Origin of the sequence: Stakelama marina (assembly GCF_018122655.1) — a bacterium.
In the GTDB taxonomy this organism is placed as follows: Bacteria; Pseudomonadota; Alphaproteobacteria; order Sphingomonadales; family Sphingomonadaceae; genus Sphingomonas; species Sphingomonas marina.
In genome coordinates, this window is the sequence record NZ_JAGRQC010000005.1 from 64,298 (window position 1) to 77,713 (window position 13,416).

At 63.5% G+C, this 13,416-nt stretch carries 14 protein-coding genes; 9 read left to right on the top strand and 5 right to left on the bottom strand.

Features of this window, described 5'->3' with window-relative positions; all coding sequences use genetic code 11:
* Positions 1-350 precede the first annotated feature (350 nt).
* The 4 genes from J7S20_RS15530 to J7S20_RS15545 form a co-directional block, all read right to left on the bottom strand.
* The gene (locus J7S20_RS15530; RefSeq protein WP_425326415.1) at positions 351-1,115 is read right to left on the bottom strand and encodes a MauE/DoxX family redox-associated membrane protein; all 765 of its coding nucleotides are present in this window, start codon (positions 1,113-1,115) and stop codon (positions 351-353) included.
* On the bottom strand, positions 1,112-1,375 hold the full coding sequence (locus J7S20_RS15535) for a metal-sensitive transcriptional regulator (RefSeq protein ID WP_133494310.1): 264 nt from the start codon (positions 1,373-1,375) through the stop codon (positions 1,112-1,114). Before J7S20_RS15535 ends, J7S20_RS15530 begins: the two co-directional genes overlap by 4 nt.
* A 101-nt stretch (positions 1,376-1,476) precedes the next feature.
* Entirely contained in the window at positions 1,477-2,106 is a 630-nt protein-coding gene (locus J7S20_RS15540) for a hypothetical protein (RefSeq protein ID WP_133494309.1), read from the bottom strand.
* A 28-nt stretch (positions 2,107-2,134) separates the two neighbouring features.
* Positions 2,135-3,034, bottom strand: a complete 900-nt coding sequence (locus J7S20_RS15545) for a DUF4396 domain-containing protein (RefSeq protein WP_284055163.1) — start codon at positions 3,032-3,034, stop codon at positions 2,135-2,137.
* Between the two features lie 71 nt (positions 3,035-3,105).
* Between J7S20_RS15545 and J7S20_RS15550 the strand changes: the two genes are divergently transcribed.
* From J7S20_RS15550 to J7S20_RS15590, 9 genes are all read left to right on the top strand, one after another.
* Entirely contained in the window at positions 3,106-3,423 is a 318-nt protein-coding gene (locus J7S20_RS15550; RefSeq protein WP_284055164.1) for an NADH-quinone oxidoreductase subunit A, read from the top strand.
* Entirely contained in the window at positions 3,414-4,472 is a 1,059-nt protein-coding gene (locus J7S20_RS15555) for a hypothetical protein (RefSeq protein ID WP_284055165.1), read from the top strand. Before J7S20_RS15550 ends, J7S20_RS15555 begins: the two co-directional genes overlap by 10 nt.
* Positions 4,469-5,377, top strand: a complete 909-nt coding sequence (locus J7S20_RS15560; protein WP_284055166.1) for an NADH-quinone oxidoreductase subunit H — start codon at positions 4,469-4,471, stop codon at positions 5,375-5,377. Before J7S20_RS15555 ends, J7S20_RS15560 begins: the two co-directional genes overlap by 4 nt.
* The gene (locus J7S20_RS15565; RefSeq protein WP_133494305.1) at positions 5,374-5,985 is read left to right on the top strand and encodes an NADH-quinone oxidoreductase subunit J family protein; all 612 of its coding nucleotides are present in this window, start codon (positions 5,374-5,376) and stop codon (positions 5,983-5,985) included. The genes J7S20_RS15560 and J7S20_RS15565 overlap by 4 nt, the downstream gene beginning before the upstream one ends.
* Complete coding sequence (nuoK, locus tag J7S20_RS15570; RefSeq protein WP_133494304.1) at positions 5,982-6,287, top strand: NADH-quinone oxidoreductase subunit NuoK; 306 nt, start codon at positions 5,982-5,984, stop codon at positions 6,285-6,287. Before J7S20_RS15565 ends, nuoK begins: the two co-directional genes overlap by 4 nt.
* Positions 6,287-8,092, top strand: coding sequence for an NADH-quinone oxidoreductase subunit 5 family protein (locus tag J7S20_RS15575; protein WP_284055167.1), 1,806 nt, complete (start codon positions 6,287-6,289; stop codon positions 8,090-8,092). Before nuoK ends, J7S20_RS15575 begins: the two co-directional genes overlap by 1 nt.
* Position 8,093: 1 nt before the next feature.
* Complete coding sequence (locus J7S20_RS15580; protein WP_284055168.1) at positions 8,094-9,587, top strand: complex I subunit 4 family protein; 1,494 nt, start codon at positions 8,094-8,096, stop codon at positions 9,585-9,587.
* Position 9,588: 1 nt separating this feature from the next.
* Positions 9,589-10,977, top strand: coding sequence for an NADH-quinone oxidoreductase subunit N (locus J7S20_RS15585; protein WP_284055169.1), 1,389 nt, complete (start codon positions 9,589-9,591; stop codon positions 10,975-10,977).
* 116 nt (positions 10,978-11,093) lie between these two features.
* Positions 11,094-11,729, top strand: coding sequence for a c-type cytochrome (locus tag J7S20_RS15590; protein ID WP_284055170.1), 636 nt, complete (start codon positions 11,094-11,096; stop codon positions 11,727-11,729).
* 209 nt (positions 11,730-11,938) lie between these two features.
* Here the strand turns inward: J7S20_RS15590 and J7S20_RS15595 are convergent, their stop codons facing one another.
* Entirely contained in the window at positions 11,939-13,051 is a 1,113-nt protein-coding gene (locus J7S20_RS15595; RefSeq protein WP_284055171.1) for an acyltransferase family protein, read from the bottom strand.
* Positions 13,052-13,416 lie beyond the last annotated feature (365 nt).

Genomic DNA, 13,416 nt, shown 5'->3' on the forward strand with positions numbered 1-13,416 from the left:
GACGACGTTTTAATCCTACCGCTGGCGTACGGGCGAGGGTTCTCTATTTTAGGATCTGGCACGGTGCTTTGGCATGGCGACTTTGGGCGGTGTTTACGCTCTTCGGGCTCCGCTACGCAGCCCATTGCTTCAGATGCGCTGATGCGCGAGGCAATCGCCGGGCTCTAATCCCAGTTGGGGGAAACTGGGGATCTGGTTATTGCCTCGGCGGCCGCGGTCGGCTTGGGACAGCGATGTTCGTAGTGAAAAGGGATAGCCTGATAAGTGCGGCAGCGGGTTTCTCGCCGATCGTGCTCGGCGCAAGCGCATTCGGGCTGATCGATGCGGTCGTCGGAACTGACCGGCCAATATCAACCAACGACAAGCATCCACAGTCCCATCGCGAACATCATCACATTTTCGGTCAGTGAGACGAAGCCGAGCGGCACGTTCGATCCACCGCCTACGCAAGCGCACTTTAGCTCGCGCTTCTGGATGTAGACGGCGTAAAACACCGAAATCGCGCCCACGCCGCCGATGAACAAGGCGATCGGCACCGACAGCCAGTTCAGCGCGTGCGCGATCATCAGCGCGCCGGCCAGCCCCTCGCCGAACGGGTAGAGATAGGCATAGGGCACCCAGCGTTTGGCGAGCAGGTCGTAGCCAAGAAACATGGTCGCGAAGCCGTCAACATCCTGCAGCTTCTGCATCGCGAGCAGACACATCGAGATGGCGATGAACAGCTCGGCCGTCATCACGCTCAGTAGCGCACCCGTCAGCAGCCAATTGACCGCCAGCGCCATCGCCGCGCCCATGCCGAAGATCGCGATCACCGGCTTGTAGCTGGTCGCGCTCGGGTCCTTCACCGGCTTGCCGAAGAAGCGCCGCAGATCGTCATAGCCGCCGACGCGTTCACCGCCGATAAATGTCTGCGGTGTCGTCTTCACGCCGTTCTTTTCCTTGAACGCGTCGGTTTCCTCGCGCGTGGTCAGGGGATGATCTTCGACCTTGTACCCCTGGCTTTTGAGCAGATGCAGCGTCTTCAACCCGAAGGGACAGACATGCTTGTCCATCACCATCCGGTATACGGTGGCGGCCCTGTCGCGCGTGTTCGGCGCGGTGCTCATGTCGTTCATCGTTTCACCTTTTCGAACAGTTCGACCAGTTCGCCGAACTTAACCTGCTGCTCCGCCGGATCGCCCGACCGGATGGCATCGGCGACGCAGTGTGCGGCATGATCCTTCAAGACCGCGTTTTCGACCTTGGCGAGCGCGGCTTTCACCGCCTGCACCTGATAGAGAATGTCGAGGCAGTAGCGATCGTCCTCGACCATCTGCGCGAGGCCGCGGACCTGTCCTTCTATTCGCCGCAAGCGGTTCACAACGGCACTGCGCATAGTGTGGTACTCAAGATACCCCTGTAGGGTATAATCGGAATTGGCCGAGTGGGTTTCAACCCCGAGCAATATTGGTCGACGATCGTGGACATTCGACGTCGTCAGCGAGGAAGCGAGCTTTCTGACCCAAGATAGGCGGCGTACATTTTGCCGGCGGCAAGGTCGGAGTTTGACACGGTAACGGTTCGGTTGCCGGCATCGAGAAATCCGAACAGGTCCACCACGCCGCCGATCTTCAGGGTCGCTTTGCCTGCAGCCGCGTCGATTGCCGAAATCCGGCCAAGTTTCCGTCCCTCGGCATCAATAACACGCGTTCCGACATTGGTGCGATCGACGGAGTCGAACCGGTTGGGGAAGGGCAGCGTCGTCAAGCGTCCAGCGCCGGTCTCGAGAATTCGAGCTGCCTCGTCCGGACGCCCTGTCTGGACCGCATGACGCGCCGATTCCACGAATTTGTAGGCAGCCTCACCCGCAGGTCCCAGTTCGTCGCGCATGACGCGTCCGAGCCTGCGGGCGTCGTCAAGCGTCTTCATTGCCTCGTGCCGGCGTGACGGGCTCCGCAGCGCCGTTGCTGCCTTTTGAAAGTCCTTTGCAAGGCCCTTGACCAAAGGACGAGGAGAGCGTGCATCTGCCAGCTGCGCGACTTGCGAAGCAGCCGGAAGTGAGGTCGGCAAGGCACCTGCCGATAGAACCGACAACGCAAGAATTGTGTGGGGCGCAATGCGGATCATGGTCGAATTCCTCAATATTATTGTTTGATTATTGTTTGCTGGTGCGAGCTTCTTGCCCGCGGCGCCCGTCGCGTTCGTCCTTGTTCATCTTTTTCAGCATGTCTTCATGTCCCTGGCCGTGTTTCCAGCCGATCGCGACCAGCCAATAGTTCATCGGGTACGTGAAGATGAAGCCAACCATCAGCCCCAAGGCGCCGAAGGTCCAGAAGGCGTAGGTATCGGGCAGCGGCTGAGCACCGACCGTTGCTGGCGTGATAAAGCGCATGACCAGCCCCATCCCCAGCATCACGGTGATCATGGAGAAGAATTCCGCACGGCCGCCCTTCCAAATCGACTCGAACCAGCCATTGTCGTGCATGCGCATCGCCCAGGTCTGGAAGATGAACCAGCCAAGCAGATAGCCGATGAGATATTCGAACCAGAACTCACCCCAGAAGCTGAAGCCTTCGACGCGGGCAAAGACCATTGCCGTCATGATCCCCATGCCGTCGCCGCCGACGCAATGCGTGGCGGATGCGACCACCTTGCGCCACGTCGGTTTCGAATATTGCGTGAAGCGCTCCATCTTTGCCTTGCGTCCTTGGACGCGTCCGATGTCGCCAGGCCGCGATGTCACGAGATAGAGGGCGACGCCAACCAGCGAGAAGAAAAAGACGATGATCGGCCAGGCGACCTTCAGCGGTGGATTGAGTGCGCTGTTGGCAGTGTTCGCGTCTATCGCGATCGCAACCGCGCCGATAACTCCGATCGCGTACCAGCTGATCGCAAAGGCCGGCGACGCCATGAATGGCAAGACATGCGCCACCCAGTCGAGAAATCCCATCATTCTTTCTCCCTGTTTTGGGATTGAAAAAGATCGAGGGGCGGATGGGTTCCGGCGCGTAACAAATAGGACAACCCCTCGGATTCGCTTGATTCCGGGGAACATCTAGCCTGCGTGACGTTTGAGGCTGCAGGTATCGATGTCGGAGATAGAAGCTGCTCTATTTCGCTTCCTTGGTGGCCCTGATTTTCGCGATGGCGCTGCTTGGCCAGTTGGCCTCACCTAGTTCTTGGCCGACATCATGGCCGCAGAGGGCGCCCTTTCTCGGCGGCGGCGATCAGACCGTCCACGCCTGGCAGCGCTATCACGTCCGCTATTATTCGATGACGCTGCTCTTCATCGCGTTCGAGATGGAGATGATGTTCATGTATCCCTGGGCGGTCGTCTTCGTCGCCGAGGGGATGAAGGCGATGGTCGAGATGGGCATGTTTCTCGCCATCCTGTCGGTCGGTATCGTCTATGGCTGGCGCGAGGGTATTTTCCGGTGGCAATGACGGCGCTTGCCCGGATGGCGGCGCGAGCGCCGGTTCCCGTGTTCGTGGCGACAGGGCAGGGTTGGCTTGCATCGTGCCGAAACCTCGCTGCGAGCGTTGATGTCGCGGTGGTCACGAACATTCGCGAGGCTGCGATCCTCATCGTCGCCGGCGAACCCCGCGACGAAGATCGCGATGCGCTCCGCCGCTTGCACGACCAGATGCCGCATCCGCGCGCGACCGCGTGGTGGGGCGCGCGCCCGTTCGCCGAGGCCGGGTCGGCAATCGAGGTGTCCGCGACCGACGATCCGGGGCCGTTGCTCCGCAGCGCATTCGCCGCACTTCTGGCGCGCGTCCGCGAATCCGAACCCGATTGGTTGCCCGATGACCCTCCCAATCCGTGGCAGGGCGAAGGGGATCATGGGCAGGGCGGCAAGGGCATGATGGGCGGAACCCCCTATGGCCGACCGATGGCGATGACCGCCGACGATCTGCGCGACGGGCTGGCGCTCGACAGCTTCACGTTCACGATCGGCCCCTTTTACCCGAGCCTTCCACCGGGCCTTGCCCTCGAGCTGACGCTGCAGGGCGATGTCATTCAGTCGGCGCGTGTCGTTCGCCCTCCGCTCGATCCGGGCGAGGACGCCGCGGGCGCGTGCCGGTCGATGACCGTGGGACGCATGCTGCGCCTTCTGGAGCTCGACGCATTGGCGCGCCGATGCGAGGCGGTGCCGGTCGAGGATCGAGACGCGGTCAACGGTTTGAAACGATGGATCGGCGCGAGTTGCGCCATGCGTGCCATTCCGAAGGGACTGGGCAGGCTCGCAGGCGACGATGCACGTGCAAGATTCACGCGAATGGTCGCGGCGCTGGGCGATGCAGAAGCGTCGTCGATTGCCGGTCCCGGCGGCCGACTCGTCGATCTCCTGCCGGGACTCGAATGGAACGAGGCGCTGCTTGTTATCAATAGCTTCTCGCATCGCGATCTCGTGGCGCTCGCGCCGCGCGAGATGGAGCAGGAAGAGGACAGCGAAGGTTCGGCCGAGCAACGCGAAGGACATGGGATATGACCGCGCTCATCGCCGTGCTCCTGCTGCTTGCCGCCGGCGTCTGGTTCGGTGCGACGGTCGACGCTGTTGCCGAGGCCGCTGTGGCGGGCCGTCCGGTACGGACCGCTCTTGCGGCGCCGTTCCGTCGCACTGCTCTGATGCTTTCGCGCCAGGCGATCGAGACCGAGCATCCCGACACACTCAATCATCTGCTCGCGCCGGCCTGCTATCTGGTGCTTGCGGCCGCCGGTTTGTCGGTCGTTCCCTTTGCGCCGGGCGTCGCGGTTACGGATATTGCGACCGGGCTCGTGCTGTGGGGCGCCTGCGAGGCGCTTGTCGTCGTGGTGGTCTTTCTGAATGGCTGGTCGGCCAATGCGCCGTTGCCGCTCATCGGCGGATATCGTTATGTCGCGATTGGCCTGCCGGCGATGCTGATCAGCATGTTCGTCCTGATCGGCACGGCGCTGCCTGCTCAATCATTGGGAGTTTCTGCCGTCGTCGAATCGCAGCGGGTGCTCATCAACGCCGTCCGGCAGCCGCTCGGATTGCCTCTGTTTCTGCTGCTCGGCCTGTCGATCACCTTGCGCGGACCGTTCAACTATGGTGACTCAGCGGATCTCGTCGGTGGCACCCAAGCCGAGGTCGCGGGGGTGCAGCGGCTTCTGTGGCGCGGAGCCAAGCTCGCGATGCTGACCGCCTTTTCCGCGATGGCGGCGACGGTCTTTCTCGGTGGGTATCTCGGACCCGTATTGCCCGGCCCCGCGTGGCTCGTGTTGAAGACCGCTCTGGTCATGCTCATGCTGGTCGCGATCACGCATCTGGTGGCGCGCGTGCCGCCGGCGCGGATGCTCACCTGGCTGTGGACGGTGTTGTTGCCGCTGTCTTTCGTCGATCTTGTCTGGGCGGGACTGGAGGCAATGCGATGACCCTCAGCGATATCGCCTTTTGGCTGTTTTCGGCAGGCGCCGTTTGGACCGCGTGGCGTGTGTTTCGCACCGATTCGATGGTCCGCGCCTCATTCGCGCTGATGCTCTCCTTCTTCTGCGTCGCGGCGATCCTGCTGCTCCTGTCCGCGCCCTATCTCGGCATCGCGACGATCTTCATGATGGCCGTCGAGATGATGGTCATGGCGCTGTTCATGGTCATGTTCATGATGAACCCGGCCGGCCTCAACCCGATGATGATGGTGCATCAGCATAAGGTATCGATCGGTGCCGGCGTGGCGGCCTTTGCCGGGTTGGGCGCGGCGGCTCTCCTGACCGATCTGCCCCATCACGCGGTCGCCGCCGGCAAGCCGGTGATTCGCGACCTCGGAACCGAACTGCTCGGCGGGTCGATGCTGATTTTCGAGACCGCGGGGATCACGCTCCTGGCGACGATGGTGGCGACGGTGGTGCTGTCGAGCCGGTCGGGGCGGTTTGGTGCCGCCGATGAGGGATCACGCCCGCCGGGCCTCGAACCCGGCGGCAAGCCCGCCGGCCGGGCGCCGGAGCGAGATAGCGATCATTCGCACCATGCGGAGCATGGCGGATGACCTTGACCGCGATCCTGCTCGTGGCCGCCGCGCTGATCGGCATCGGGCTGTACGGCGCGTTGTCGCAGCAATCGTTCGTCATGCTGATGATGGGGCTCGAACTGATCCTCAACGGGGTGCTGCTGATCGCGGTCGGATTCTGGTCGCTGGGTCTTGGCGGCCCGCCGCGCGGGCAATTGCTCGCGATCGTGGTGATGGCGGTGATGGCGATCGAGATGGCGGTCGGCTTCGCACTCGTCACTGCCGTCTACCGGAAGCGCCAAGCCGACACGACCGAGGGACTGGAGACGATGAAGCACTGATGTTGTGGCTGCCCGTCCTCGTGCCGATCATCGGCGCCGCCGCGATCTTCGCCTGGCCTTCCGAACGGCGGATAGGGCTCGGCGCCGCGGGGGTCGCGGTCCTCGCGGCGACCCTCGCCCTTTCGGTTCTCGCTGCGACGCAAGGCTGGAACGCGGCGCTCGAATGGGGCGGGCCGCTCCGCTTGATCGCGATGCTGACGCCGCTTTCGTCCATTGTCGCGATCCTCGTTCCGGGGGTTGCGCTGGCAGTCGTGCTCTATGCCGCCGCGCATGAGGCGGAGCGCGGATTGCGCCGGTTGGTGGCACTTATGGTTGCCTTTGCCGGCGCGATGGAGTTGCTCGTCGTCGCCGGCGATTTCGTCACGCTGCTCCTCGGCTGGGAACTGGTCGGCGCCTGTTCCTGGGCGCTGATCGGGCATCGCTGGCGCGACGCGGACGTGCCCGCGTCGGCCAATGACGCCTTCGTCGTGACGCGCTTCGGCGATCTCGGCCTGTTCCTGGCCGGGATGGCATGTTTCGCCGCGACCGGGGGCTTTGCCTTCTCCTCGCTCGCGGTCATGCATGGCCCGGCGCTTGGCGTGGTCGCGGCGGGCCTGCTCTTGTCTGCAGCCGCGAAATCGGGGCAGGTGCCCTTCGCGCCCTGGCTGTTCCGGGCGATGGCCGGCCCGACCTCGGTGTCGGCCCTGCTTCATGCCGCGACGATGGTGGCGGCAGGCGCGTTCCTGCTCGCGCGACTGTGGGAACCGCTTCACGAGGTCGCCTGGTTCGGCCCGGCAACGATGGCGATCGGCCTCGCCACCGCGCTCGCCGGAGGGATCGTTGGGTTCGCACAGTTCCACGCCAAGAAGCTCCTGGCGGCGTCGACCTCGGCGCATTTCGGGCTGATGTTCGTCGCGGTCGGCGCGGGATTTCCGGGTGTCGCCGTTCTCCACCTCGTCGCCCATGCCGCATTCAAGGCACCGCTGTTCCTGTCCGCCGGTGTGGCCGAACATGCGGTCGGCAGCTACGATTTGCGCCGGATGCGCGTCGGACGCGCCGTGCCCTGGACCGCGGCGGTCGCGCTCATCGCCGGACTGGCGCTGGCCGGATTGCCGCCGCTCGGCGGGGGCTGGACGAAGGATGCGATCGTCAGTGCCGCCGAGGCCCGGCAAGGATTGCCGCTCGCGCTTGCCGTCATCCTTGCCGGGGGGTTGAGCGCGGCCTATGCGGCACGCTTTGTTACGCTCGGCTTTGGTTTGGGGGAAAAACACCAGCTCACCTCGCCGCGGGCCGCCGAGCGCGTTGGGCTTGGGCTGTTCGCGGTGGCAACGCTGGCATTGTCGCTGTTGTGGCTGCCGGGCGTCGAAGCGGCGACGGCGCGGCTGCTGGCGGCGGATTTTCCCGAACGGAGCGGCACCGGCTTGCTGTTGTCGCTCGCATTCGTGGTGACAGGACTGGTGGTCGGCGTCCGGGGGGTACGGATCGAGTTTCCGGGATGGATCGCCGAATGGTTCGGGCTGCCGTTACTGATCGACCGGCTTGTTGTACGCCCGGCCGTTCGCTTCGCCGAAAGCCTCGCGGGCGTCGACGACCGCCTGATCGATTGGGGCGTCGCCTGGACGTCTCGTCTGGCGGGCGTCATCGCGCGCCTCGGCGACAATGTCGGCGAGCGGCTTGCCGACCTGCTGCCGCACGGCAGCGCGCGCGCGGTGTCGATGACCGGCCTGAAATCGATGAAGCTCCAGACCGGACTCTCGCACCATTATTATCTGCTCATCGCGGGTGGAGGAGCAGGGATGCTCCTGTTGCTGTTCTTGTGGAGGTGACATGCTGACGATCGCGATCCTGCTGCCGCTTGCCGCCGCGCTCGCGCTGTTCATGATTCCCTCGCTTGGCGCGCGGGCATCGCGCGGCATCGCCATTGGAGTAGCGGCCGTGCCGCTCATATTGCTGGCGGTTGTCGCGGCGCGGTTCTTCGGCGGCGGTGCGCAGCCGGCGTTCGTCGCGACCGCCGAATGGCCGTGGATTCCGGCGCTCGGCATCGCCTGGCGGGTGGGCGTCGACGGCGTTGCCATCGCGATCGCCCTGATGAGCGCGCTCTTGTTCGTCGCGGCGATCGCCTGGCCGATCCGTCTCGATCGCGAGCCAAGGCATTATTACGCCTGGATGCTCTTCCTGCTCGGCGTCTCGCTCGGCGTATTCCTCGTCCTCGACCTGATCCTGTTCTACGTCTTCTTCGACCTGAGTCTGGTCGGCATGTATTTCCTGATCGGGCGCTGGGGTCACGGCGAGGCGCAGGCAGCCGCGACCAAATTCTTCATCTATACGCTGCTCGGCTCGCTCGCGATCCTGCTGGCGATCATCGGGCTGGCGCTGTCGGGCGGGGGGCCTCTCAGCTTCGACATGCGCACGTTGATCGCGCGTCAGCCGCTCGGCGGCGTCGATCCGCGGAGTTCGCTGATCCTGTTCGGGTTCGTGTTCGGTTTCGCGATCAAGACGCCGCTCTTTCCCGTCCATACCTGGCTTCCGCCCGCGCATGTCAACGCGCCGGGGCCGGTCTCGGCGATCCTCGCCGGCGTGCTCCTCAAAATGGGCACCTATGGGCTGGTGCGCATTCCGCTGTCGATGATGCGCGAGACCGTTGCCGCCTACGCGCTGCCGCTGGCGATCCTCGCGCTCATCTCCATCCTGTGGGGCGCGTTCGTCGCGCTGGCGCAGCGTGATCTGAAGCGCCGAATCGCCTACACCTCGGTCAATCACATGGGCTATACCGTGCTCGGGATCGCGGCTGCCGGCGCGTTGGCGAGCGGCGATGCCGCCGCGCGCCGAATCGCGCTCGACGGCGCGGTGGTCGAGATGGTCGCACACGGCCTCATCACCGGCTCTTTGTTCCTGATCGCGGGCGCGTTCTGGCAGCGCACGCGCGACTATGATCTCGACCATTATGGCGGCCTGGCCGGCGTGGCGCCTAGGATGACGGCGCTGACCATCGTCGCCGCCTTCGCCAGCCTGGGCCTGCCCGCGCTTGCTGGCTTCGTCGCCGAGTTCCAGATTTTTGCCGGAACCTTCGCCACCTGGCCGTGGATCGCGGCGATCGGTTTGCTGGGCGTGCTCATCACGGCCGCCTTGTTCCTGAACATGCTTCGCCGGCTCTTTTTCGGTGACCTGTCAAAAGAGCGTCAGGACTTTGCCGATCTCGGCCGCACCGAAACCGCAATCCTCTCCGTTCTGCTTGGGCTCGTGCTGGCGATCGGCGTCTATCCGCGACCGCTGCTCGCGCTGATCGGTTTGGGCAGCACCCCGATCGTCGCGGAGCGCTGACGTGCCGGTTGGCGACATCGCCCCCGAAATCGCGCTCGTCCTGAGCGCCGTCGCGATCGTTCTGCTCGCTACGTTCCTGCCGCGCGCGCGGCAGCGGCTGTGCGCGTTTGTCGCGCTGGCGGGCGGGTTGGTGGCGCTGGCGCTGGTCGCCATGCAACTGGGCACACCGGCGCGCGGGACATTCTCGGGACTATGGGTGATTGACCCGGCGTCGATCTGGGCGCGACTCCTGATCCTCGCCGTCACGCTCGCGGTCACCATGATGAGCATCGGCTGGTTCCGAACTGATCGCCGCGAGGGCGAATATTATGCGCTGCTCCTGCTGTCGGCGCTGGGCGCGATGATCCTCGCCGGTGCGACCGACCTGTTGCAGCTCGTCATGGGAATCCTGCTGTCCTCGGTGACCGGCTATACGCTCGCCGCCTATCACCGCGACTGGGCGCTGTCGGTCGAGGCGGGAATGAAATATTTCCTGATCGGCGCGCTCGCCAATGCCGTGCTGATGGTGGGCGTGGCGTTGCTGTTCGGCCTGCTCGGCGATTCGAGCTATGCCGCCATGGCGGCGGCGCTAGGCACAACGGCGCCATCGCCGCTGCTGCTGGTCGGTTTCGCGCTGACAGTCGTCGGCGTGGCGTTCAAACTCGGGGCGGTGCCCGTGCATAGCTGGATGCCCGATGTCGCCGAGGGTGCGCCGGCGCCGGTCGCGGCGTTCCTGACGATCGCGCCCAAGATCGGCGGCGCCATCGCGCTCGCGCGGCTGGTGACGCTGTTCGGCGGCATCGACGCCGGCGTCCGGCCGTTGGTCGCCGCGCTGGCGGTAGCGACGATGACGCTCGGCAATCTCGCCGCGCTATGGCAATCGGACGTGCGGCGATTGCTCGGCTGGTCTTCGGTGTCGCAATCTGGCTATGCGCTGATGGCGGTGACGATCGTCGGGCTCGTGCCCGATGCCACGGCGGCGCTGCTGCTATTCCTGGCAGGGTATGCGGCGGCGAACCTGACCGCGTTCGGCGCGGTGATCCACCTGCGCGGACGCACCGCGATCGAGGATTATGCGGGTTTGCCCGGTCGGCGACCCTGGACCGCGGCGGCGCTGACGCTTGCGCTGCTCTCCCTCGTCGGTATTCCGCCGCTCGCCGGTTTCGTCGGCAAGTTGTTGCTGTTCAAGACGGCCATCGCGGCCGGCTATGCCTGGCTCGCCGCGATCGCGGTTGCGAATACCGTGATATCGCTCTTCTACTATCTTCGGGTTCTCGCGCGAATGTATTTCGGCGAGCGGGGAGGCAATGCTGGGATACTCGGCGGATGGAGCGGTGTCGCGTTGGCGACAGGTGCGGCCGGGGTGACCGGTATAGGAATTTTTGCCGGATTGGTGCTGGCAGCATTTTGATCCACGCCCACCTGCCGTCACGGAAATATCCTCTTGGATGAGGGGAAAACGCCGCAAGGTGACGTAATAGAATTGAGGCCTCGCGAGAGGCACGACTAGTAGGGGAGACCGAATCCGTGGCCGCAATCCGAAATTTCGATCATCGCAAACATTTGCCTAGCGTCTCGTTCATTGTCGTAGCCGCGATCGCGATTACGATCTTCGCGGCTGTGCTGATCTATACGGGCGTCTACAATATCGGCGCCGACGCTCCGCATACCCGCGCCGTCTATTCGCTGCTCGACACGATCCGCGACCGGTCGATCGCGGTCCATGCGCGCGGCATCAAACCGCCCGCCGATCTCGCCAGCGCAGAACGTGTGTCGCGCGGCGCGGGACTCTATGACGAAATGTGCACCGGCTGCCATCTGGCGCCGGGCATGGAGCCGACTGAGCTGAGCCAGGGCCTGTACCCGCAGGCGCCCGAGTTGGCGGAGCATGCCCATCATTCGGATGCGCAGAAATTCTGGATGATCAAGCACGGCGTCAAGCTGACGGCGATGCCGGCCTGGGGCAAGACGCATAGCGACGACCTGATCTGGGACATGGTCGCGTTTGTCGATCGTCTGTCCAACATGACCCCTGCACAATATAAAGCGATCGTGGCCAATGCGCCGGCCGACCACGATGAAATGATGAAGGAAGACGAAGGCGCGAACACCAAACCGGCGGGCGAAGCGCATGGCGGGGATGGTCACGATCATCAGCACTGAGCGGGACGCGATGGGGAACCGGTGCCGTGCGACCACAGCGCTGGTGGGTTGGGATCGCCGCCGAACTGGTATACGTGATCGCGGCAGGCCTGAGCTTCTTCCTATTGCCCTCCCCGTGGAGCGATATTGTCCTTGGCGGCTTTGTCGCGCTGGGGTGGTGGTTGGCAGCGAAGCTCGGAGGTCGACGCAAATCGTGATCTCAATCCCGTCTAGCTCGGCGTGAATTTTCGCACGATCATCCGGCGCATTGGTTGTTCGACATACTCGTGGCTCAATGCTGCAAGCGCGAGGATGATCGCCGTCAGGACGACCGCCCATACAAGCTTCGCGGTGTTCGCGGGATGGCTATCGGTCAGGCCCGATAGATGAGGCCATAGAAGCTCGGCGGTCATCAGCACGGGGAAGTTGAGCAGATAAAGAGCATAGGACATGGTGCCCAAGCGCTGTGCCGCACGCGTCCTCGCTATTGCTCCAATCGGCCCAGCGTCCGAGGCGGTGGCGTAGATCAGTGTCGCGAAAGCCGGGATGAGAAAAACATCGTGAAAACCGGACAAGAAAATGGCGAACATCAGGATCAGCGCGCCGCACTGGGCTAATCCCATCCACGGTCTGGCGCGCAGCGGTCGTCGCACATGCGCCCGGTAGAGAACGACACCAAGCGCGAAGCCGGCAAAGCAGCGAAGAAGCGCAAAGGGTGTCAGGATATCGAGCGAGGGCCTCGTGTTAAGGATCACAAGGTAGATCGACACCGACGTGACAGACAAAACTACGATGCTACGCAGCGGGGCACGCGCGAGCGCGAAGGCCAGAAGCGGGAAGATCAGATATACATGCATTTCCGCGCTGATCGACCAGGATGGAATGTTCCAGCTGAGCGCTGCCTTCGCGTCCCAGATCTGCAGGAGAGAAAGCTGTTCGAGAAAGTGACGAAAATCGAGCGTCGTCAGCGGTTTCCAGAAGCGTCCTCCCCCCAGCAACGGTCCTAAAAACGAGGTGCCGACCATGAGCGCCGCCAGATAGGCGAGCGCCAGAATGTGAAGCGGAAGTATCCGTGCGATTCGGGCCACGGCAAAGGCGGTGACCGATGGCTTTGACGGTGACGCAAGAAAGCCTTGATAAGTAAGCGCGATGACGAATCCGCTCAGAATGAAGAACAGGTCCACCCAGACATAGCCGCGTGCGATGATCGGCGTTGCGGATCCAAGCGGTATCCGGAATACGCGTATGAGCTCGAAATGGTAGAAGAATACGAGCAATGCAGCTATACCGCGCAATGCGGTGTGCGAGTGGATGTACGGTTTGACGCCCACAGCTTCGTGCACGACGATGCCGGCATCGCCTGGACCGGTCCGGTGGCGACTGGTCCTTATCTCTTTGGCTGACCCCGACGTAATTGACATGAGAGACGGTCCCCCGCTTTCCCCTCAATCCATGGTACGATTCCACACCGTCGTTCCCCTCAACGAGGTCAGCAGAAAGATTAAATGAGTTGTGGCCGAATGGCAGGCCGGTCGGATTTAAAATGGCGCCTTGATGCGCTCAAAGGCGGCGCAAGCGCACCATTCGCGCAACTGCATATATCGGCAATAATATTCGTTGCGGTGTCGTGTGGGGTAGCGATCGTCGGAGCTAGGCGTGATTATGAAATATCTTGGTAAAGCAGCATCCATGAGCAGAGTTCAACATT

Bases quoted from the DNA above. Each gene is read 5' to 3' on its own strand.
- J7S20_RS15565 (WP_133494305.1), top strand. From the start codon at position 5,374: ATGACCCTCAGCGATATCGCCTTTTGGCTGTTTTCGGCAGGCGCCGTT.
- J7S20_RS15540 (WP_133494309.1), bottom strand. From the start codon at position 2,106: ATGATCCGCATTGCGCCCCACACAATTCTTGCGTTGTCGGTTCTATCG.
- J7S20_RS15535 (WP_133494310.1), bottom strand. From the start codon at position 1,375: ATGCGCAGTGCCGTTGTGAACCGCTTGCGGCGAATAGAAGGACAGGTC.
- nuoK (WP_133494304.1), top strand. From the start codon at position 5,982: ATGACCTTGACCGCGATCCTGCTCGTGGCCGCCGCGCTGATCGGCATC.
- J7S20_RS15575 (WP_284055167.1), top strand. From the start codon at position 6,287: ATGTTGTGGCTGCCCGTCCTCGTGCCGATCATCGGCGCCGCCGCGATC.
- J7S20_RS15545 (WP_284055163.1), bottom strand. From the start codon at position 3,034: ATGTTCCCCGGAATCAAGCGAATCCGAGGGGTTGTCCTATTTGTTACG.
- J7S20_RS15580 (WP_284055168.1), top strand. From the start codon at position 8,094: ATGCTGACGATCGCGATCCTGCTGCCGCTTGCCGCCGCGCTCGCGCTG.
- J7S20_RS15560 (WP_284055166.1), top strand. From the start codon at position 4,469: ATGACCGCGCTCATCGCCGTGCTCCTGCTGCTTGCCGCCGGCGTCTGG.
- J7S20_RS15530 (WP_425326415.1), bottom strand. From the start codon at position 1,115: ATGAACGACATGAGCACCGCGCCGAACACGCGCGACAGGGCCGCCACC.